The 25,601-nt window shown below is 35.3% G+C and carries 6 protein-coding genes; 1 reads left to right on the top strand and 5 read right to left on the bottom strand.

What is annotated here, in order from left to right:
- Positions 1-839: 839 nt before the first annotated feature.
- The 5 genes from C3B55_RS00265 to ubiH all read right to left on the bottom strand — a co-directional run bounded on the left by C3B55_RS00265 (position 840) and on the right by ubiH (position 17,076).
- Positions 840-1,937, bottom strand: a complete 1,098-nt coding sequence (locus tag C3B55_RS00265; protein WP_129211845.1) for a polyamine ABC transporter substrate-binding protein — start codon at positions 1,935-1,937, stop codon at positions 840-842.
- Between the two features lie 3,850 nt (positions 1,938-5,787).
- Positions 5,788-7,122, bottom strand: coding sequence for an OprD family outer membrane porin (locus C3B55_RS00260; RefSeq protein WP_129210423.1), 1,335 nt, complete (start codon positions 7,120-7,122; stop codon positions 5,788-5,790).
- A 4,556-nt stretch (positions 7,123-11,678) separates the two neighbouring features.
- On the bottom strand, positions 11,679-12,062 hold the full coding sequence (gcvH, locus tag C3B55_RS00255) for a glycine cleavage system protein GcvH (RefSeq protein WP_129210421.1): 384 nt from the start codon (positions 12,060-12,062) through the stop codon (positions 11,679-11,681).
- 2,104 nt (positions 12,063-14,166) lie between these two features.
- Positions 14,167-15,390 (bottom strand): 2-octaprenyl-3-methyl-6-methoxy-1,4-benzoquinol hydroxylase, encoded by a 1,224-nt coding sequence (locus tag C3B55_RS00250; protein WP_129210419.1) that lies wholly within the window; start codon positions 15,388-15,390, stop codon positions 14,167-14,169.
- A gap of 498 nt (positions 15,391-15,888) precedes the next feature.
- A complete protein-coding gene (gene ubiH / locus C3B55_RS00245; protein WP_129210417.1) occupies positions 15,889-17,076 on the bottom strand; it encodes a 2-octaprenyl-6-methoxyphenyl hydroxylase in 1,188 nt (395 codons plus the stop codon).
- Positions 17,077-19,505: 2,429 nt separating this feature from the next.
- On the opposite strand from ubiH, the gene C3B55_RS00240 reads away from it, so the two are divergent.
- Positions 19,506-20,120: a 5-formyltetrahydrofolate cyclo-ligase gene (locus tag C3B55_RS00240; protein ID WP_129210415.1), complete on the top strand. Its 615-nt coding sequence runs from the start codon at positions 19,506-19,508 to the stop codon at positions 20,118-20,120.
- The last annotated feature ends 5,481 nt before the right edge of the window (positions 20,121-25,601 follow it).

Below are 25,601 nucleotides of genomic sequence, written 5' to 3'. Positions count from 1 at the left end.
TATTGCAATAATATAATTATTGCAAAGTTCATCTCTTTAATATCAACCATATTCTTGCTAGTTACCAGTACGTAAAACTACAGGTTATCGCTATCTTTAGCGATCGTGTAGACGATATTTATGTCATTGCTTGTATTGCTTATAATGGTCTTTACCTAAAACGCATAACTAGAAAAACAAGACATTACCTGGATATTGCTGTTGGTCAGATTTAGGATGTACGTGAAAGAATAGAAATAAATCATATATGGCTGCACTGTACACGGCTTCTTTTCAATATTATTGTAATCTTAAAACTTAGTGCTGTTGGGATTCAGACCTGTATTGTTGCGCATTGCTAAAGATGCTTCATCCGTAGAGTCCATAAATGAAATGCTTATAGATAGCTAGTCACATTATAGCTTCTAACTCAAACAGCTAAAGACTAGGAAGAAGTATAATTGACATTCAGTATTTATTTTAATTTAATTCATATTTGAAATTAATGCCATTAATACCACATACATACTATACTGAGAGCCCATTAAAAATGTATCGCTTTTTTCTAGACACTTAAGCAACGCTAGATAAATATAGTACTGATTAGCTATAAGTATGCATACTTAGCATGTCCTGTACACTGACAATAAACGTAATATCTGCACTGACTGGCAAAATTTATGAAATAAATAAATTAGCAGGTGCAAGTCTTATAAAATAGTTAAACACATAGTTATCGGCTGACCAGAAAACCAGCACGTAACTTACCACCAATAAAACGAACAAAACTTCTTACTATGTAGTTTTTTATTAACTGCCACGATATGTGCAGCGGTTAATAAAACCGCTTTTTAAGCAGATTACTTGCCAGATTTAATTTTCGTCCAACTACGTGTCATCTCACGCTGAGTTGCAGCTGGCAAGTCAGCAATAGCATAAAGCTTGGCTTGCACATCAGCTGGCGGGTAACTGCCGGGATCGCTAGTAATATCTTTATCGACTAATGCAGTAGCTTTCTCATTACCATTCGGGAAATGTACACTATTGGTGATTGCAGCCATCACTTCTGGCTTAAATAAATAGTTCATGAATTTGTAAGCTGCACCGATATTTTCTGCGTCCTTAGGAACAGCGATCATATCATAGAAGCTACCAGCACCTTCTCTTGGGATATCATAAGCAACTTTAATCTTACCACCAGCTTCGACCGCACGTGATTTAGCTTGTTGCACATCACCAGAATAACCCACAGCGACACAGATATTACCGTTAGCTAGGTCGGAAATATATTTAGATGAATGGAAGTAGCGAATCGATGGGCGAAGCTTGAGAAATAGATCCTCAGCTTGCTTCAGATCAGCCTTTTTCTGGGTATCGGTCGGTAGACCGAGGTAATGCAAAACTACCGGCAACATTTCAGTTGGCGAATCAAGAAAACTAACTCCGCAGTTTTTCTGTTTAGCGAGATTTTCTGGTTTGAGAATAGTGCTCCAGGAGTCGATCTTGTCGATACCCAATACAGCCTTAACTTTTTCTGGATTATAACCAATACCAATCGAACCCCACATGTACGGGAAAGCATGCCTGTTGTCAGGGTCACTGATTGATACGGCTTTAAGTAAAGATTTGTTTAGATTATCGTAATCCAATAGCTTGGACTTATCTAGTTCCTGATAGACACCAGCTTTAATCTGCTTAGCCAGGAAATTATTCGACGGTACAACTATATCGTAACCTGACTTACCTGCTAGCAGCTTAGCCTCTAGAGTCTCGTTGCTATCAAAAACATCATACACCACTTTAACTCCTGACTCTTTTTCAAAGTTAGAGATGGTATCCTGTGCAATGTAGTCAGACCAATTATAGACATGTAGCACTTTATCGTTAGCATAAACTGTATTAGTTATTGCACCTATTATATACAAGACGAGGAAAGTTTTCCTGCCAGCATCTTTCAAACATAATGCCTTCATTTGGTAATACTCCAATTTTGGTTACGTTATTTTGTTGTCTCACGGCTCTTCTAAAATAACAACAAAACAGGGCAACAGTCTGGCAAGATCACAAATTAGATTTTAACACAGCACCTTTTATAAACGCAGATTTACAATTACTCAGTATGCAACGCTGGAAGATACTCCATACTGAACCTGGTAATTTCTAGCTAAGCAAGTAATATTACGAAATTTAATTTAGGCACTAGTGAATTTTCCATTACTAGTTCATCAATTTCCATCTTACTTATTTATAGTACTAGCGAAATGATAATAATATCACCTATAAACTGCACGTATGATCATGCTATTTTGGAATAGAAAGTATGAGCAGATTATGCTAATACTCTAAACTTCATAAAGTTTACGCAGAAATCTTGTCCTGCAATAGCACAAATCTCATAGTATATGCATACACTACGAACTTTACCTATTGATAGTTAATGATTAGCCAGTTACATTAAATCTCTTAACAAATATAGTGTCGTTTTTTGTGCGCGAGCTTCACTATTGTTTTATCACGCATCATGCAGATGATGTTTAGCTTTACTACAGTGATTGGAGCAAATAAAGATATGATTAAATACATTATTTGCATTAAGCACAGTAACTACGTTTTAGGCACCACCAGAATGCCAATATCTAGCATCTAACCTTTTAAGTTAGATATTTAGCAAAACCATCATGCAAGGTTTAAGGTCGTCTAAGTCGTTTCTAAACCACTAATCAGTACGGACGCAACTGAAAATCAATTAGTCTACGACAAATATATGCCTAACCAAGCGAAGACCACATTAACACGCGAATACACGACCAGATAATTTTGACATCACTATTATACCACTAGCACTTCATTTAAGCTCGGCAATAAACGCACAAATATTATTTGTGCTTAATTCTGCAATCTTTTTAGCTGCTTTTAGTTAACTAGTTGACAACTAGGATCTTAGCTCTTCCTGGCTTATATTGCTACCCAATTATATAAGTACGGTCTGACGATATATGGTAGTGCCTAAGATTCATCAGTCAGTTTATTTATGCATATAGATTATATGCACCAAGTATATGCTAGATATTCTAAATCATTCTCAATAATCTTACTGTTTTCTATATATTCAAAACGTCTTCGATTTTTTAGTGGTAGTTATAGATGTAGCGCCCATCACCATATTTTACTACTAACACAATTGGGTGTACCTAATTTAACCATATCTATCATGAATAGATAGCAGCTTAGTAGAGATTATTAGTTATGAGTTAACTTTATCGCATAGCAAGTAGTTTTCTACGTGCCAATTTTGTGGGCAAGCATCTAATATGTGTAGACTAACGATATAGTTTATAATCTCATTACACGTTAACCAACGCCTAAGTAGCAGATAAAAAGCAGTGGCATCAATTTAAATTAGCAAGATAAATAGCAGTATCAATTTAGCGATATACTGCTACTAAGCCGCTTATCTTGGTGGAGAAATAGCCAAGAGGTTAACTGGATAGTTAAAAACATAAGAAACATAGCGTGTTAAGTTATAACAATAGCTCATGTCGATCCTAGTTAGGACAAGCAATCCATAATCAATGTAATCTTTAGTATAGCTGCATATTAAGATCTACAATAAACAGATCTCTGGTAGGCCAATGTCTTTTCCAGCCTTTTCCGGCAACTAGCTTATTGGTCAGTGAGACCTTTACTAGGTAAGTAATACTAATTAGCCAGCCAATTATGTATTTAACTTTTATGATTTTATAATCAATCAAATAATTGATAAGCTGGTCTAAATTATTACTTATATATGCTTTTTGGCTGTGTTGCTTTACACTTATATTAAAGATTAGGCGTACTGACACAGTATTCGTAGCTCATTGCATTTTTAGTTTTTTAACAAGCTAAGTAAAATCTTAGCAAATTATAATACAGTACCAGTTAGAGCTTATCTATCATTCGCGGTACTATTACACCCATAGAACAAAAGCGTTCGCTACAGCCTGCACTTGGCTCTGCTGTACTTTAAGCGGTTAAATTTCGCCTTCACGATAATCCATCATGCCAAGTAACTGTATACACCTTTCGGTGTAGACGCCTGCTTAAGGCTACTTTTATTTTCTAGCATTAATAGTAAACCACTAGTACTGGTGTTCCTTTTACAATTGTAGCAGGCAAGAAAAACAAAATAGTTTTAGGTACTCTGACATATACTCAATCAACATTCATTCAATATATTTCCATAATGAGTTTTTGGCGACTCATCTATAGTGCTATCGAGAATCTAGAAAAGCCTTATGTGAAAGCTATTTAAGTACTGGCAGCAGTTACGCTTACGCGCTATCCTCAGAATACATTATCTAACTTATTGTCTTCAACAAGACAATACCATTGGGCAATTACTGAACCTTGAGAATCAACAGTACATGGTTCACAACATAATTAACCGCTAGCATATAGAACGAATATTACCAAGGTAGTTATCATAAGCAATAAAATTGCGTGCACCAAGACAAGATTAAACAACAGGTTAAGTGAGATTTGCAGTGCACCAGAAAATAAAACTTTGTACACTATAATAAATAGTGATAACCAAGCTATTATCCTGCACAATTTGCTACAATCATCCAATAACCTTAACGCTTTTAAGCAAATGCGCAACAAATTTTTAGACTGAAAAGTCAGTATCTGATATACTTGACATATCTAAGTTTTATTTGCAGTTACGAACTGATTTTGCTAGTAAGCGTTTAGCGCGATAACACTACAAAATCTGTACTCTAAGTGTTATAACTAGCATAAAGATATTATGTAAACAAGTATCGGCGCCTTGCTATACAGCCGATAACGCTTAGTTAAAACTAACCTTGTTAGCTAATTTATATGTCTATAAATCTAAAATGAAAAGACGATAGAAACAACTAAAATTCTTACTATATAAGATAGTTTACAACCTAAATATTGTATTAATCGAAGCTAGTCATGCCAATTTTAAAATTAACGATTTAGTAGAGCTCTTAACCATAAGTACGAATTTATAGCGCAACACTATCTGCAGAAAGCATTGGATAATTTCTTATCCATATTGGACAAGATAGCATAATCATTACTTCATCACAGTCCTATAAGGTTTGAGGACTATGGAAATCATATAGTTGCTAGTTTATTATAACAAATTAATAACTCAAAGGATTGCGTAAAAATCACGGCTAGTACTTGCTGATCAAACAAGGTTTAATAAATAAAATTGTATACATACGAAATCTTGATAAACAGCATAAGCTAGAATCAACAAACTGATAATAGTATTTTGTGTTTCATTTATGTTTTCGATCCACTGGCAATACTAGTTTGCCAGGTTAACCGACATGGCGATAGCTTTAAAATAGTAGTTGACGAATTCTCTTTTAAACTCTTTAAATTTAATAAAACTATATGCATTAGAGTGAAATTTAATATATGAAAACACAACATGCCATAAACATCTAGCTATTTATACAAACGAATGTTATCAATGCAGGCTATGCTCAAAGTATAAAATAATATTGCCTAGTCTTGGACCTATAGTGAGCAGATACTGTAGTCTGCTATGTCTGAATTAATTATTTTGATAAAAAATAAATATCAAACTACCCAAACAATATAAAATATTTTATAATCTATTAAATGAGATTTAGCAATAGACCATAATCAACATTCTCTGTAAGGCTCAAAAAGTTTTAATATGTCGCACAAAGAAGGTGTTTGGAAAATGCCTGTAGGAAGAAGGCTACACTAAACAGTACGTTTTACTTTGCCTAGCACCACAATGCCAGACAAAGCATAACGCGATTAAAATAGCGGGACCGAATAGCTCGCAGTAACACGATTTTCGCCTTGAGTATGACCGGCGACGCCGCTGTGCCACATTGCATTTTTCCAAGCAACACCGAAATTTTTTAGCGGGCCATTTGGAATAACATACGTTATGATAATATCACGTTCCCACTCAGACTTGTTGCCAGCCAACATTTGGATACTAGTACCTTTGAGGTAAACAATACTAGCAGTCATACCATGCACACCAACTTTAGCGAAATCATACGCATAGCGCACTTGCCAAGTACGCTCGCCGGCACTGGCAAACTTCTGAATCTGCATGTCGGTAGTAGTGCTATTTGACGAACCGTCGCCTTGGTTCAGCCACATAAAATCACTGCTACCATTGATATACTGATATCCACCACCAAAAGTATGGCCGCTCATAGAGTACACGCCAAGATAACTATAGAGGTCGTTATCGACCTTGCTGTTAGTTACAGGTTTGGCGCCGTCGGTATAGTAGCACGAGGTATAGCAGTTTACGGTATTAGTATATGCTCCATTGTCGCGACTACGATAGTAGCGTAAATCACTTTTCAGTACACCAGAGCCAATTGCTAAGTTGTGTACTACGCCAAGGAAGTTCTGAGAGTAAAATTTTTTCAACTCACCAAAATAGTACGAAGCGGTCAAATCCTTTGTAATTTTATAGTAAGCACCGGCATAGTAAAACTTGTTGCTAAATTTAGCAGTATTATAGTGTAAATTTTTATTTACGCTAATAACCGATAGGTTTTCATTGTTGCTAGAATTACGACCCTTGACAGATTCTATCTGCCCAGCAGTCAGAGTTAAGTTTGTGATTTCATTAGACATGATTTCACTACCCTGGAAAGTTTGAGGCAACAAGCGACCGTCATTAATCTTGATTACAGGGTTATTTGGTTGCAAAGTGCCAATTTTCGCGACAGTCTTAGAAATCTTAATCTTACCAGTTACACCTAAGCTAGAAAAATCGTTGACAGCCTGATTGCCGTTGCTTGGGAATACAGTGCTTCTAGACTTGGTGCTGCCATAGTTAATATGGCTTGAATTTAGCCGTAGACCATATAGACCGATAGCGTCAATACCGAATTGGAGGGTACCTTGAGTAAAGCCAGACATAAAACGCAGATCTAAACCTTGGCCCCATTCAAAATTTTTGCTATGACTGTTTAAAGTAAGACTGCTATTGTAATTGTTAGTATTAATATAAAAGTTACGCAGGCTAAGAGTAGCCTGGCTGTCTTCAATGAATTCAGCAGAATTTACTTGTTGAGCAATCACAGCAAAAGTGATTGCTGCTATAAATATTAATTTATTCATGTACCATTCCTATCATTTGTAATTTTATATATTTTTTAGGCATAAAGTTCAGTGCTTTAGATCTGCAGATAGGCAAATTAGCGCTAAATCATGGCTATGAAGTTTGTCATAGCTTTGTATTCTTGCTATTTTCGTCTAATGACAGTTAGTGTATAGTCTCCCTATAAGATAATTAGTTTTATATACACCCAAAAATATTTACTAGCTTTTATAAAAATAAAACTAATTTAGTTGTTATCACATATGTTAGCTACAACAAAAAAATAAAGCTATTATTATAGATAAAGCCATATTTCTATCATTTCTAGTTAATTTTAGTTTTTTTGTTAATAAGACTTGCCTTTAATGTTCAGGTAATCGATTAAACGATCACATAACCTTTTGTCTTGATTTCTGATTTTATGGCTTGCTCAGTGTGCTAAATCACTAAAAACTAAATACTCAAAAATCAAAGCAGTTGACTTATAATTTATAGAAATGATTGCTACATAAAAAACGTAGCTGTATCAATAGCATACTTATTTGATCAACAATACGAGAATCTGCATTCTGACACAATCTTAATTGAAGCAAATTTTGAAATAGTTTCATATAAAACTACAGGTATAAAACTCACATATATTTTCATTGTGAGGTAAAATGCGCAAGCATTCTGCAAATAAACATACTAACGCAGTTAACCAGGTTAACTAAAACTACACTAGTTTATTTTACTGAAGATACTCTTCATAACAACATCTAGGCTATAAACTCGAAGTCATCATAGAGTATTGCTAAGCTGAGAAATTTAAATACTACCGATAACCATAAAATATGGATTAGTAATCTATATCTCGGATATCAAGGCTAAGCAAGCCAATCTTATTATTTTAATATAGAAGCACAACGAAGTCAATTTAAGAAAAGCAAAGTTCTTTAAAAAAACAGAGCAAGTTAGGCTTGGCATAATTATGTTATATAGTTTTTTTATATGACTGATAACTTTGCCAGACACTAAGCAGCAATTAAATATAATTGCTGAGCTTTACCTGTAATATCATTATTTTGACTTACCTGGAAGACTAAACAATCTGTATTGTATGGCAGTAAGCTATTATATAGTCCGATAATCTAATAAGAAAACTAGAACTATGACGTCTTCTCAAAATTCTTTGAATTACACTGACAGGTAGCGTGAAGATAAGTGAAATTTTTTTCACCTGCGTCTGGATATTAATTTTGATACATTTAAGCAATTTGCTACCGTACTATTTTAGTAACGTCTTGAATGACTGCTTCGCATACTCACTTAAATAACTCTTCAGTTACACTAGTCGGCCTCAGCTATCACTAGGAAATAAAATAGAACATACCAGTTTTCAGCGTAGTTAGCCATAAAAGACATCACACTCTACTACTATAAATCTCTAGATGGCAGCACTAAATATAGTCTAGTCCAATAGTTATTGTATCAATATAATAAGTAATATCGATACTTAGTGTATGCGCATATTATATGCTAAATAGTTATATTCGTCGATCAAACCTGGATTAGCATTAATCCATAAAAACTTATCAGCATCCAACTTGGTAATGAAGCATGTAGCGATATCTTCGCAGATAATATTAAATATTTTGACGGCACGCAAATAGTTAAATAGCATAATCAGCATTATGGAACTTGTCTCAATCAGTTAATTGCTACATTTAAAATTCACTCAGAGCACTTGTAATGTGCTCATAGTCTACATTTTTAAGCACAAAAAACCAGCTAGGCTATTAATTTAATCAAGAAAACGCCTTGACGTAATACGCTAGCATACGCAGCAGTCAACACGGTATGCTGTTATTTTACAGTTAGTCATGACATGCGCAACTTTATCATTTATTGTAAATAGATTCCATTATAACATTATATGCATGAAATAATAACTATTATAATGTATCGTTTGTGGGTTTATTCATGTGAACTGTACAACTTATTAGAAGCGACTCTTATCTGCTTTTATACTCTAAATTTTGAATGTTCTAGCGATCTATAAACACACCATCATGAAACTTTAAGTCAGCTGTAAAATATTTGTCGCTAAATGTAATAAAAGAGTCTGAGACTTAATGTAAGCTGATGAGCTACAGTGCTTTATACCACTTCATAAACGCAAGCAAGTACTGGTTAAATTACACTATATAAATGCAAAAAACGCAAAGAATTTACCAAGATTCATTTAGGCCTAAGGCCATGCTCAACGTTAAGAATAGATAGCAAGTGATTAACTTCAATAACTAATGAGCTAGATAAAAGCTATTAAGTCGATCAGTACGACTTATTTTATGAATGAGCGTACCAAAACCACTAAGATTGACCATAGTAGTGATTTTGGTTAATTTATACCTAGATCATATAGTATATGATCAATAGTTATTTAACAAAAATATATGATTTAAAGTTAAATCCAATGTAAAAAATTAGTTTACCATACTAAAATAGCTAACTAAGGAACTATAAGATATTAAGTAAGATGCATACCTTTACTGCAAAACTGACGCTACCTAGCTTAGGATGTCACTCTATAACTGACGTACATCGAATATCTATAGGCTTAAGCTATAATCATGTACATAAATAATGAACATTATAAAAATAGACCACTTAAGTTACACGCTGAATAGACTAATTACTGACGGTTGTCTAGTCAGTAATTTATAAATTGCTGGTATAGCGCATACATCAAAAGAAATATAGTATTTCAGATACTTTGTCTAGACTTGGCAAACTTTACTGCACCTGAAATATCATTTCGGCAAACAAGACCTATTGGAGCAATATTATAAGATCAGTAGTAGCCTTAATATAAGGCTATAATCAAAAATAGAATTTAAAAATTTTAACATGTGCAGCGCCAAAAAAAACTACTTTAACTATTACTCGCAGTAACACGCAGAACATCAATAATATTGACACCAAACGCAAGATCAGATCGTTACTGACGCCGCAATAAATAAACTACGCATTCTTAATTATGCACTACAGTTATTGACAACGCAGTCAATAAATTTGAATATAGAAAATATCTATTCAATATAAATATATGTATAACAGAGCAGCTAAGTTAGCATCATTTCTAAATAATCAATAAAAAATCAAAATAATCTAACCAGCGTATGCTTGTTAAAGGTATAGCTAAATAACTCTTTTACGACCTCATCGTTCAGCAACAACCAACCTGCCAGAGTCCGCAAGGTACCAGCCAAAGCAAGCTTTTTAAAAAATTAATTTATTTTCAGTTTATACTGAACACAAACTAGAAATATATATATACACAACTGCTAGTGTATAAACATCAATTAGAACTACATAAATTATTACTTTCACTAATCAAACAATAACTAAGTGCAGCGGATAATAACGCACAAATTATTATTTGAGCTACAGTTATAACCATATATCTAAAAAAATAAGAAGCCCAGTTTAAACAAATGCTTAGATGATTAATTCAGTGCAATATTGCTCCTCTATAGGATATGCAGCGTTAAATACACTAGCCATGTTAGCCAGCTACATCCTTTAATAGCACTGATTACAATGATCACGGTCATCAGTAAATTAGAATTACATAATCTCTACGCTAGCAATTAAGAACAAACGAGTAATGATACACTAGTTGCCACTATCATGATTAATAAGCTATATAGTATAAATTAATCAAACTGGTTAATAATATTTATGTTGGACTTTGTTATGACCAAAGCTACGCTAGCTAATATTGATTATTAATAAGTTGCTTAATAAGCATATATAGAAAAAATAAACAACAACATAAGTTGTTATGTAACATTTAAATTTTAGCAAAAAAAATCAAAGTAAAGCTATATTGTTTAATCGTGTCAACAGCATTTAGTAAAATGTTTTATATAAATTTTCGACTAGCAGATGCCACTCAAAAATTCTAACTTATTGTGCTTATTACGCACAGACAAATAGCGTTAGCAAACTATAAATAATTACACTAGTAATATTATTTAAATAATATTGACAAGCCTTACCCATAAATATACTTATGCTTTATGCAATAACTAACAAGTACAACTTGACTAATATAGCAACAATAATCGGATTAGATGAATTACCTTGATATCGAAAATCTCACCATCTAACGATAAAACCTAACACTACACTATTTCCACTGCCCGGTAGTAATTTTTAAAAGAAATACGACATACCATTACTGACGGCAAATTTTGTAGAAAATAAATCATATGTATCTCAGATAAGATTACTTAAACGTCAAAATAATAATCTGATATAAGCTATTTATATAAGGTATGATACAGGTATACAGCATTAGCACTGATACCAGTCAATCTATCTGCTTATTCTATATTAGGCGCAGAAACGAGAAGGCATACTCCAAATATCAAAGCATATTCAGTATTTAATCATTTTATTACTAATATTCACAGCAATTACAAAGGCTAACGCAAAACTGTTGATTTCATCAGTTAACGCTGTATTAAAACAAATGAAACATAACTTATTAATTCCAACAGTAATTTATACAGTTCTAAATATGTTATGCTTACCTGTTAATAATAGCTTGGTAACTAACAATATCTAGTAATTTTTCTAAATCAGCTAGGTTGCTTGGTTTAATTCTGAAGATCCAGGTATTATAAGGATCAGAGTTTAGCAGCTCCGGACTTATACTCAGCTCTTCGTTAACGGCAACTACTTCACCAGCAATCGGGGCGTATATATCCGAAGCTGATTTTACCGATTCCACTACGCCAGCCTGACTTTTAGTGTCACAGTTGACGCCAATCTCAGGTAGTTCAACAAAAACCACATCGCCTAAAGATGCCTGTGCATGGTCAGAAATTCCAACGATTACGGTGCCATTGGCTTCTAGAAGAGCCCATTCGTGACTTTTAGTAAAACGCAGTTTAGCAAAGTTATTGCTCACAATCTGTATCCTTAAAAATATCGGCTACCTATAGCCTATCAGAAAATATTCTGATCATAGTTTTGCTATGAAGTACGAAGTTTTACTTAGCTAACTAAATCAAATACCGCTTATTTTAGATTTTTACTTTAAATAGATAGATAGTAGTTGTTAATACGTAACCAGGATTAAGCATGAACAAGACGAACTTCTATATAAATCATGAGAGCCGTAGATGGCCAGCATGACTTAATACGAACTATTATATAATTCTACTAAATATCTACTAGTTTACGCTTGCAATCTGTATTATATTCTAATCATAGACATAGATGATGATAAATAGCTGATAACCAGTTTCTTAACGGTAGAAGATTAATGTTGTTTACCGTATTGCCCTGCCTATTTAGGAGGACGTACTATTAGAGCATACAGCTCTATCAATACTCGATGTGATGAGTTAGTAGATGCTGTAACCATGTATTAGCCTAAAACTTTATATGACATATACCAAAAGTCATACGAAATATATCAAACACCTCAAAATAACGTTACACATTATAGCACCCTCAAACTCATGACCATGCAGTGCAGAAGTACACCTCAACAGCTAAGATTAACTATTTTCATAATTAGTGGCGACCTATAGATGATACAAATGGATACGCTGTGCTCCTGGTTTCTCTTTCTGAGTTTAGCAAAATAGTGCGGAATTGCTTTTAGTGCTTAACGTTTTAGCAACAATAACGGCAGATACACTTTGTAAAACATTCACAACTAGTTTACCAAGAGACTACAGAATATTTTTAACAACAAACTAGTAGATTTTAACTAGACTATTTCTAGTGACTCACAAGTCACCTTAGAAAACATACTTTGTATATTATTAATAGCACTAACAAACTGCTAAACAGCAAAAGTTTTCCAGCATCGTTGGGCCAGCTTAACAGAGAAACTAATCACTTAACGGCTTAGGTAGCTTAACGCTAACATAATCAACGCTGTTAGCGTCAAACACAACAGCTTTGCGTTTGCTAGCGTCACTTAAGCTATACCAGAATGAATTGCTTAAATTAGCGCTATCTTGCTAACGAAGGCAAATATAAATGCTATTTATAACCATACTCTAAGTTAAAGTATCAATACCAATTGAACTAGATCACCAATGATAATATTTGTAATAACAATGGTACAGGCGAATATACTAAACGACATTTAACTTAGATGAAACTACCTTACACCTCAGCAAAGATATATAACGCATTACTACGTAATCACTCATTACTTGGATAGCTAAAGCAAACCTAGCGTGCCGCTCAGCTTGCAGCACTCGAATCAATACCAATCAGATATTCTTAGACTGAATATTTAAGCGGCACTAGAACAACTCAAAATATATCGACTATAAACTTACACTAGTTATTACCTATACAAGATAGCAGTACTGCTACGTGAGGCTTCCGCTGATTTAAGCAGCCTTCAGTAGCACATCCTAAGATGATATCAATCAACAACTACCTACACCTTATTAATAGCCTTAAATACGACGATATTGTCGAAGACCTAACTGCAGGCAAACTTTGTATGTACTTTTTAATTAAAGTTTCGTAAGTAATTACGTCGCTTAACTTTAACTAGTCAATAGAATAGGTGATAATTTCCATACACAGTCTCCAACTAATCTAAACATAGTTAAAAGAATTATACTGAAGAGGCTACTTTATCGATCGCCGCAAAAATACAAAGTAGCATGGTACTTTGTATTTCATCTGCCAAAACTCTCGATGTTGGCGATAAGCGACAGGTTAGCCATGATGTTTTTATCTACAGCTTTGTGATACGCTACATCAAACTAAACTTCTTTGTCAATCATACAACGTTACCAGTATGCTAGTCTTTATTAGTATAAGCACTAAACGTTGCGCTACTGACAAGATCAATTTGTTAATACGCGTTAAGGCAGGTAAAGCTATACAAATCAATTATATGTAATGGTAGCTCTATCAAGAAGCGCCATAGATGCTACTATGGATGCAGCTTCTTATTTTGCAAATGAGACCAATAAATAATTAAGTGGACATTTACTGGCGCCTAGCAAAACTTTATAGGATACCGCTAAGTTATCCTACAGACTAACTAGACTTGGCAAATCTCCAGTTAACCCTAACGCCTTACGCATAAAAATTGCCTTGGATTCAGGCATCTGATTAATCAATTTCAACCCAACATTACGTAGCCAACGTAATGACAGTTGGTCAGCTTGGAATAAGCGTTCAAAACCCTCCATTGCCAACATCAAAGTTATATTATGCAGCATACGTCGACGCTCATAACGGCTTAATACTTTCGCATCAGCTAGATACTCACCGCGTTTAGTCGCCATTAACAGAACTTCAGCTAACACTACTACATCCAAGAAACTCAGATTCACACCCTGCCCAGCCAATGGATGAATCACGTGAGCGGCATCACCAATCAACGCTAAACCTTCACATACATAACGTTTCGCATGGCTTTGACGCAACGGTACACAGACACGCTCCTCAGTGCTAAGTACTGCGCCAAGTCGCCCTTCAAAAGCGCGCTCTAACTCATAGCAGAAGCTGTCATCATTTAACAACATCAGGCGTTCAGTTTCAACTGGTGTAGTTGACCAAACAATCGAGCACCAATTTTCTTGTTTATTATGCACTAATGGTAAAAACGCTAGCGGGCCTGTATCAGTAAAGCGCTGCCACACAGTATGTTGATGCGATTGGCTGGTGCGCACGCTCGTGACAATGGCGTTATGCAGATAATCCCATGCGCGGGTTGCGGCACCCGTCAGGCGACGTACAGTGGAGTTGGCGCCATCAGCGGCAATTACTAACGACGCACGTAACGTGCAGCCATCAGCTAGAGTCAGCAACCAGTCATTGCCAGAGCGACTCATTTCTTCTAGGTGCGCGTTAGCCAATAAGTTCAAATCGCAATCATGTAAGCGATCAAGTACAGCATCCTGAATTACGCGATTCTCAACGATATACCCAAGCACTTCAGCGTGCACGCTAGCTACCGAAAAATCAACGTAGCCAGTACCACTGCCGTCCCACACTTCTATTTTACTATAAGAACTGACACGCCGAGATACAATACCATCCCATACGCCTAATTGTTCCAGGATACGCTGGCTAGTAGCTGATAAAGCGCTAACTCTCGACTCAAAGGTCGCATTTTGATTGAATGGTTTAACTATCAAGGGACTGCTGTCCAGCAGCAATACTTTTAGACTACTACTCTGCAGTGCTAACGCCATGGTACTTCCGACCATTCCAGCCCCGATAATCAGTACATCTGTATACATGTCCATGCTGTAATTTTATTTTATTAGCAGCTTGTGCCATAAGTAATAAATTGATCAATCTGTCTCATTGTGGAGACTCTAGCCGTTATAAATCTGTGCCTTGAAGGTTAGACAAGTATTTAACACTGCCATCAGTTCGGCAATATATGCCAAAAGCAAAGTATTTTTGATAGAAAATTTAGCATATATTCAACCTTTTACTAAACTAGACAAGGTCAGTACTCACGGCTTGACTACATACGATATATACGCGACCTAAGTTCTCTGTAAGCAATAACAACATTATTCAACTGATCAATGAATCAATATTAAGCCATTGCACAATTACGTACCAAAGATAATTGTGATTATTCTAATTTAAGCCCACCAATATAAGAAGCCATTAGTATAACAAAAATCTACACTAAGTTCCTGCACCAAAATGCACTGCACTAAAGTGCAGTGTGTGAATAATTAAAAACTAGCAAAGCAACGGATGTTGTGATTAGATGTTTAATCTAACAATTACATATCTGGACGCGTGCCCATACCCATAGCATGACTAGCAAACCAATGCTTGACCTGTGGTAGCAAGTTTAAACTAAGTAAACCTATATTACGGCTTAAAACTACTAATGGCTGCGCACTACCAAACAAGCGCGTGACTTGATTAGAGAAACCTACGGTGAGTTTTTGATCAAGATACTGACGCTCACAATAGTTTTGTAAGGTTGCCAGATCACCGGGCACTGCCGGCCCGGCCAGCAATACTTCAGCTAAGGTACTCACATCACGCATAGAAAGGTTAAAACCTTGCCCAGCAATTGGGTGCAAGCTGTGAGCAGCATCGCCAAGAATCACTAAGTGTGAGCGCACTTGTTCTTCAGCTTTCACCAATGTAAGTGGATACAAATGACGCGTACCAACTTGTTTTAACATGCCTAAGCGATAGCCAAAAAAACTTTGCAATTCACTGAGGAAACTGCGTTTATCAAGACCAAGTAAACGCTTGGCGTCTATGTCCTTACGTGTCCACACAAGCATACAACGGTTGTCAGGCATGGGTAACAGGGCTATTGGCCCTTTATGAGTAAAACGCTCGAACGCTTCTCCATTATGAGCTTTGTCAGGCGTGATATTAGCGATTAATGAGCTTTGGTTATAAAGGCGAGTTTTGACGCGAATACCCAATTGCTCACGCAAATTAGATCTGCCACCATCAGCCAGTACTGCGAGGTCGCACTTCAGTACAGTGCCATCGTTTAGGGTTAAACAATAGCCATGTGGCAACGGCTCCATGCGCGTCACCTTCATCTGATAGCGCCAACTAACAACTTCTTTATTTAACCCCTGCCATAGGCACTGACCAAGCCAGGCATTTTCTACCACATAACCAAAGGCCGGCACACCTTCCTCTGCAGCAGACAGGAAAATAGTAGAAAACCAGCCACGATCAGACACATGAATCTTTTTAATCGGCTCAGCTCGACGAGAAATATTTAGCCATACACCCAGACTTTGATAGATCTGACGTACGCCAAAAGACAATGCCGACGAACGTGCATCATAGCATGGCTGATAAATACTGCCTGGTGTAAACTGATCAATCAACAAAATCTGCCAACCACGTGATTCGGCGCCTGCCTGTAAGGCTAGTGCTAGACTAGTACCCACAAGGCCGCTACCAATAATGGCGAGGTTGACCCGACTCATCTGGCCGCAGCTATTAAAGCTTCGATCTCAGCAAAAGTTGTAAGCACGCTGCTAGTGAAAATTTCACTATCTCGATTGATCGCTGTCACGTCGTCCTCAATACGTACACTGATACTACACAATTTTATTTGTTACGCTCTAATTATACGGCAGGATGCTTGCTAGGCTATCATAGCTAATGCTATGATAGCTTTATAGTGCACACCATTCAAAGCTAAATTTTATTATTACTAGAATCGCACACATCAATTATCTAGCTAATACTTGATGTTAGTACATCAAGTAGATGTTATAGAAAACTTCGCTGATAATCAACTCTATCAGTTGTCTCACGACAACCTGAACCTCAACAACCATCCACCCTTGCAAGTAATGACTTAAAATTAACACTTCATTGGCATAGCCCTAATGATTGTTTGACGTAATCTAAACGAATATTAGCCTTTACAAGGCTAGCATAATCTCATAAATCATAATCTGCCCAAGTAAAAAAATTTGCAGTTGACGTGGCCTTAGTGTACTAATATCATGAACATCAACTAGTAAATTTGACAACTCATATCAATAAGCATCAGATTAGCATCCTTAAGCACCGTGTTTTTTTGCTAAAATACAGCATGCTACATGTAGTTTTTTTACGTCAAGCGTCAACAATAGAACTATACACTAGTATCTATCGTAGACATAATAAATTCGTAATTGAGTTTTGCCTCTAGACTGAACATATACAAATCAGCGCTGTTGGCCTGTAAAACCTTTATTTATGCCGCTAATTCATATTAATACATATCATATGACCTGATACTCAAGAACAATAAATTCATTTAAAAGCTAATAGTTAAAGTTAATTTAAATTAACTATCACATTAATTAATTCCATAATACACTAATAAATTAGGCATTTTTCTACAACTAAATACATTAATCGTCACCTTCAGTGACCGTGCCATAGAGTTTAAATAATTAAGTGTAGTATTTTTCGCAGAAAAACAGCAAAACTATTATGCCGTTATGTTTTGTCTGTATTATAAGTTTCTTTGTAGTGACTAGTGCATTCTAACGTTCTGGATATAAATTATAATCATTAACTTTTTCTTGTTTATGCATAAATAGTTTGAATGCAGCTAGATCGGTAAACTTTTAAATCTTAGAAAACAAGTATAGCAGCTGAACTAGCAGATATTACTATTACTTCTTGAGTATTCGAGCTTCGCTCTAGACCGCTTGTATTTGCGTCCAAACCATGGAAGAGGTCATTATACCAATTTGTCAAGCAAGTAACGGCAGTACGCTGGCTATATACCAAGCAGGACGATTATAAGATCGTGATCAAGTTTTATCCTAAACCATTTGTCTATAAGCCAATCAGTGCGCTATACATTTGTTAGTAATTTAGTTTTCGACAGTTAAGCCAAATAGGCCAACCAGTTGCGAGTATTCTAGTGAACGCCAGTATATATAGTTGGGCAGAAAAAACAAAAAAATAATCGTTCAAACTCCGCAATTTAGAAACAATAATCATATGAGGAATTCTGAACTTACATGGTAGACTGGCACTCCTAGGTACTAGATTGCTTATCCTGAAGTAGCTATATACTAGTCAAACCCAGTAAGCCAAATACAAGCGACTAACCTGTAAACACTAATAGTCAAACTCAAACCGCTACATGATCAGGTCGAGTAACTGAAAAGTCAAATAAAACGCTTATTAACTTAGGCAAAGAACTGGAATGAAGGGTGCAATCATCTTATTAAACAACATAAAATACGCTACGTATAAGACTGAATCGATAGTCTCACGCCTGCAGGCCATAGAGCAAAACTCATAAATTCATACAATAGCGTTAACTGTACAGGTCATTAATAAAGAATATTTAATTATTTTCTTTAAAAAGAGCATAGCAATCTAATCATTATTACCCGCTATCTGAATGGTAAAATACATAAAATTTGTAGTCGCAGCAAAATGATTAGTGCCGAATATAATTCGCTATTATAGCCACACTGAATATTACTTACGATTTACTACATAAACAATAACAACTTTACATAACAGACCAAATACTCCTTGCATGAGCAAGCGCAGTAACTAACTGAAGCTAGCCATATGTACCTTCCATTTATCTTAAGCCACCCAAAAGCTGATCACTACGTCTATTTATGGTTATACTTACACCACTCCATGACGTGCTTGCTTTTTTAGGTATATCCATACATTGATTTACAAAACTATGCAAATTATACGTCACACTTACTGTGCATACCTGTCAAATAAATAGCTTTAAAACTAATATGCAACTATACATTAAACGTTCTAAAAACGTTTTAATTCAAAAACTACATTAATATGGACTCTATCGGTAGGTGACTAACATTAATAAACTCAATACTAACTTTAAAGCCAACATTGTTTTGTAAGTCAAAAAATCATGACTGAACCTAAGCTGCTTTCCCGCTCACAACTTAGACGCATATTACGCAAAACTCGCAACGCCCTCACGCCGAGCGAACAACGACAAGCCGCTCAAGGTTTATACCGACAAATGGCACAACACCCGCTATTTCGTCGAGTCAAGCATATATCTTTGTATATATCGACAGATGGTGAAATTAATCCACATTTATTACTACGCGCCGCTCAGCGCCGCGGCAAGGCTACTTATCTGCCCGTACTTAGTACGTGGCCACGAACTAAGATAGTATTCCAACGTGTACGACCTGAAGATAAGTTACTGACCAACCGCTTTAACATACTTGAACCACAAATGCATGCTAATTGTCAGCGTTGCATTTGGGCATTAGACTTAGTGCTATTACCTCTAGTTGGCTTTGATAATGCGGGCGGGCGACTAGGTATGGGCGGTGGGTTTTACGATCGAAAACTGGCCTATCTTGCTCGTCGCAAAAATTGGCACAAACCAACACTGCTCGGGTTAGCACATGAATGCCAGAAAGTTGATTTTCTAGTACGTGCGAGCTGGGATGTAAAGCTAGCCGGCATTGTTACCAACAAGAAATGGTATATCGTAAAAAACAATACCTGAATAAGCGACACTTTGACAAAGTATTAATACTTGAGCAGTAATAACATTATGCAACTACTTACAACTTAGAACACATGTAGTGGTTATAACGTTTAATCTAAACAATATAACGAACAATCTATAATAAATCAAGTTTATGTTCTATAGATGACCATTTCTCTTGATGTTCTCCTATACACGACGACAAAAAAGTTTTAAAACAGTTGTTTGCAGTTTGATTAAGCTTAATAGTATATGTTATGCATTAACGTTAATTAATACGTAAACCTGACAATAGCTAGATAAAATAATACACCGTCATCGCTAAATTGTCGCTGATATAAAAGCAGTACCTACTACACTAATAAAGTAACGCCCTACAATTACATTTCTTATACATACATTTGTGTACTACATTAATTAAACTTATACTGCATATAACTAGAATTAAGAATTTACTGGCTTAGCTAAGCATCTGAATATTACAAGATATATGTATGTCTACATAAATATTATATTTGTCGCGCATTTTTACCATTCTTACAATCACTATCTAATTAATTACCAGCAGCTTTGGTGAATGCTTCAAAATAAATTACTCGTATGCATGAATCACTGTATTTTTAAATACCTAATATGCTAAAACTAAAATCTCAACAATGCGTGCTAAGGAAAACTTTGTCACTGCTCAGGTTAATGTTTAATTACACTGAAAGAAGCATTTGCGGGCTAGCTAAGAGATCTAAAATATTTAGTGATTATACAATTGTGTAATCTCTAGTAGCTAATTGATTGGCTAATAACAAGCACAACAAAATACTAGCAATACCACTATGATCACTGTATAAGAATGAATTACTATTACGGTAATTAACAGGCACCGGTATTGATATAATTTTAGTCTGTCTGACTAGTATCAGCTACTGCTTGCCGCGGCAAAGCAGTCAAGGTACTGCGACCAGTATAGTGTTAGCTATGTGCACTACCGATCTACGACTAACTGAGCAAAATCATAAATAAAGCAAATACACTTTTATTTTTAAAAAAACCAGCAAAACCTCTAGAAAAACACGTCAAGCAGGTATCAGCCTGGAGTATAAATTCCAGTTGATATCGTGGCGATAAGCTAAAATTTTTTAGATAAGAGTTATATTAGAAAAAAATTTCCTAACATGAGTTAATGAATTATAGCATACAAGATAACACAGTTTATTATACTGACGTTATGCAAAACATTAATATGGATAGCAATTAGTGCTTATTGGTAATTTAGGATCGTCAATATAATTATCCTGACTATCATACAAAAAACTATGCACTACTACAGAAGCGTACACATACAATGTGTAACGAGTTTGCTGATACTTGCAACTAATCATGCAAGATGTTATGCTAGTCACAATCTAGGACAATATAATATAGTTGTACTATATACGCCACTATCGCTTTAATTGGTATTTAAAAGCTACTAATAATTCAGATGATCATTTTAATTTATTATTGTCTAGCGTAGTGAACCACTGACTAGCATGCCAAAATAGTTACAGCGGGTCATACATAATTCGCAGTCAACGTAGTTTATGCATTTAAAAGTGGCAATTCTTCTTCTGGGTACTTATGTAAGTATAATGTAGCAGGATTTACAGACGTTTAATATCTAACTTTGCTGGGCATTTCGCCGTATAGATATAGCATACCACATATCCTAACTTGACTGGATATATAGTACTCTCCGAAACCTTTAGCATGATCTACGGCATCTTGACCTATAAACTAAAATAACACGTTAACCGAATATCCAGTACAACCATGTTAGCACTTGACATTACTGGTTGTGCGCACCTAACTATAGTGGAAATTAGAAAAAATAATGAGGCAGACAGTAATGATAATCAACATTACTAGTAGTAATAACAAGTTCATACAAACTAAGACAAACCGGTGTTGATTACTATCAACTAAAGTATAATATTGAAATTAAGTGTATGACTGACGTTGATATTGGTTCATATGATTTATAACTAAACAGGTAATGATCTGCTTAATTAGGCTATTTACGGCATTTACCTGGAATAACTACATACTAAGTGGCAGGCCATTACAACTAGCGTATCTATAAGTTGTAATTAAACGTAGCGGTTGCTCAAGGTACATGTTTATAGTCCAGTATTTATGACTCTCATTTACTAAATGTTAGCTATATAAAATACTGTAAGCTAATAACAGCTGTTGCTTATGTAGCATACATACAATAGGTTAAACCCATTAGCGTTGCTCAGTGTATCCATTAGAGTAAATTACACAATTATTCAATAATAATTCAGCATAACCTATGCTGCAAACATAGGTGGTAGTCTAAATCTAGTAGTAATATACAATATGGATACTATGGAAGCAAAATAGTTTTTTACATTGAGATCTGTAGCGTTTTAAAGAAATTAATTATGACTAATACTTATCTATTAGAGAAATGTTAATAAGAGAGCGATATAATCGCTTGACTATTTACGTTTATAGATTTAATCGTAATGTTATATGTATAAGTAATATTATGAATATGTGCGTCAGCAGCTAATAAAAAATTAAAGATTTTGAATGTTCGCTACATTATATATTGAAAAGATATAGACAATACCTATAGCTGGCTGGGCTGACAAATTTTTGCCAGTATTTCTTACGAGTACCTAGCAAACTACTACCTACTGCATTAAAGCATCTCGTATAGCCATGCTGTACTTAATTTATAAAAGTTCAAAACCACACCACACTGAAGTGGTAATCTTGACTATTTAAATTACCTATGACTGAATTTAGTTCTCTGAGAAGCTTTATATTCGTGTGATCTAATTTATACTATGTATTGCTTTAAACATGTAGATCTCTACTACAGTGATTTTAATTTTACTTTTTATTAATCATAAGATACTAGGTACGGCTTGATTAATGACGCATAGCAGGTATACTATCTACATGCGACTAAGGCATAAAAAGTAGAAATATTTGCGTATATCTCATACGCAGCACACATAAATCAGAAAACTTGGTAGTTAACAGTATAAAATAACTACCAAGAAAGCCATGACAATAAATAGAAAGACGAGTGTGGCGTCAAGAAAATCTTGACCTGCATCAGCGTATTTGGTCTATCTATTACGCTACAGCGTTCTCTGCTGGCTAGGTTCCACCCAGATGCAACAAGAAAACTGAGCACTATAACGCTGCCAAAGCATCTTGGGTGTACTTTGTATAAGTTGACGAAATTTTAGACACGCTGCTATACAATCTAGATGCTACAATGTAATTATCTGTGACCAATGACGCAACCTGATCAGTATAATATTTATAGGCTGCCTCAGCATAACGGCTATCTGGTTATACTGTTGACCATTTTAGCTAGAATTTTTTCGATATTATCGGCAAGAGGCATATTTATTGGTAATAATATTCTTGATCTAATCACTATATGCATATCACAAACATTAGCGCTGTTATGTCAACTACCAGAATATTTATTTACATAATAATTAAGCCGCTATATTACAGATTTTAATCTAATAGCATATAACCTATAAAAAGCGTCAATAATCTACTTAATACAATTGTGAGTGGTGCAGTAGTGTCTGTAAAAGCTTTACAGCACGTAGTTAATCGCAATATCAAGTGAGCTTGGTCTAATTAAATAAGTGTTGCCTTAACATACACTCTAGCACATAGACCTACCTACGCATCCATAATATAGCAGCTGAACTAGTAAGTTGCTCCCTGAGCTTACCATGAAGAAGTATGGCTAAGCTTATAGTTGCAGACTACAAGTAACTCATCTACCTAACCATATGCAAACACGTCCTTGGTAGCCATATTTGCGTGGCTACCAAAGATCAGCACAGCAGATAACTATTTTGGTTAAGCGCTAGGATATTTATTAAACGTATTACTCACCAAGTAAAACGCCGACATCTCGTCGCTTCGCTTACTGTAACTGCCAAAGATTTTAGTGCTTAACCATATCATTGAAGTAGTGCTCTAAGGTTAACTGAAATTTGCTTTCATTAATTACTGACTCAAATTTACTAAGCACACGCTAGCCATAAATTGCAGAATCAATACTACTAGGATAAAAATCATCGCTGACATAGTTAGTGTAATAGTGATCGGTAGCTGCACTTAAATGTAATGATACAGCTGTTATCGCCTAAGACACACTCAGTGTTGCTATGAATATTGCGTAGGATGCAGTCGCCTTTCTTGTGCTTGCTAAACTTAGTCGAGGTTAAACCAAATATGGTTATCATACTTAATAGTCATATTTGAGCACCGCCATAATTGCGCTAGAGACATAATATATTAGCTGTATACAAGCACACTACACGTTAATATGACTCACTGTGAGTGGTTAAATATATTTAACTTTACCAGTGACAACACTGCATATATGGCTCTACTAAAATAAAAAAAGACGTTCATGTAGCTGCGCAAAGTATCCACCAAAAATAATATCAATAGATAACAAAAAAAGCACTGGCAGTACTCTCTTTAATGCTAATATTGATTATACTGTCACTATATTGAGTTTAGTACATCTACAGATACTAGCTCTTCTGTCAGAACTAAATTGACGCCCATAAAAGTCAGTAAAATTCCTGACAAAATCGCTATATATAAAGTGTATTTATTGTAACCTACCCAATACAGGCCAAGACTGAATAGTAAATTCAGTAGTCATTACCAAAAATTAATATTTTTAGCTACTACAGACCATCAGCTTGGTAGGCAGTAGCAATTAATCATGGTTGTTTGGTAAAAAACAATCAATCATCAGTTGTTTATAGCTTGTATTAAATTGCTTTAAATATCTAAAATACCGCAAGAGGCAAGCGTAGAGACCAATGCATTTTTAGTACACTTGTGCTAGCTATCCATTTAAACAACCATCAAGATCGAACCGTGAAACACCTTTTAAGCGCGCTATTTATAGCGCAAACCATTATGTCTTTAGTCACTAAAAGACGCAGTAAAATAATAATGGCCTTTATACTCCCAAGACTGACTTTGACAGCATGCTCTGCTCGAACAAAATTCCAGCACGGTAACACTTAAAATTTAAGTACCCTATAACGCTATGCAACATCATGTTTAGCGTTATAGTATAGCGCTATTTCTTAATTTATTCGGATAAGTAATCGCATTACGCACTACGCTAGCAAATGCTATAATCTTAGTAACTAATAAGTTGACCTAAGATCAACTGCGTGCGCGCTATAGTATTCTCACAGCAAGTACCGCGATAAAATCTAGCTCTACTACCACTTTCAATTAACAACAGCGAACACTACATCTGTCCACATTCGCTTTAGTCACAAGGTAGGCAAAAAGTTATTCTTGCTGGATTATTATCCAACCATGCTGAGGATAGGGAGTGCATTTATAGCTAAACTATGTAGCAATATCTAAGCTAGCAAGTCAGATTAGATATTGCTACATAGTTTAATATAGAGGGACAAC

It is taken from the genome of Candidatus Pseudomonas adelgestsugas (assembly GCF_004124255.1).
Taxonomy (GTDB): domain Bacteria; phylum Pseudomonadota; class Gammaproteobacteria; order Pseudomonadales; family Pseudomonadaceae; genus Aquipseudomonas; species Aquipseudomonas adelgestsugas.
The sequence above is the reverse complement of the archived record's forward strand: the minus strand, read 5'-3'. Positions and strand labels throughout refer to the sequence as shown.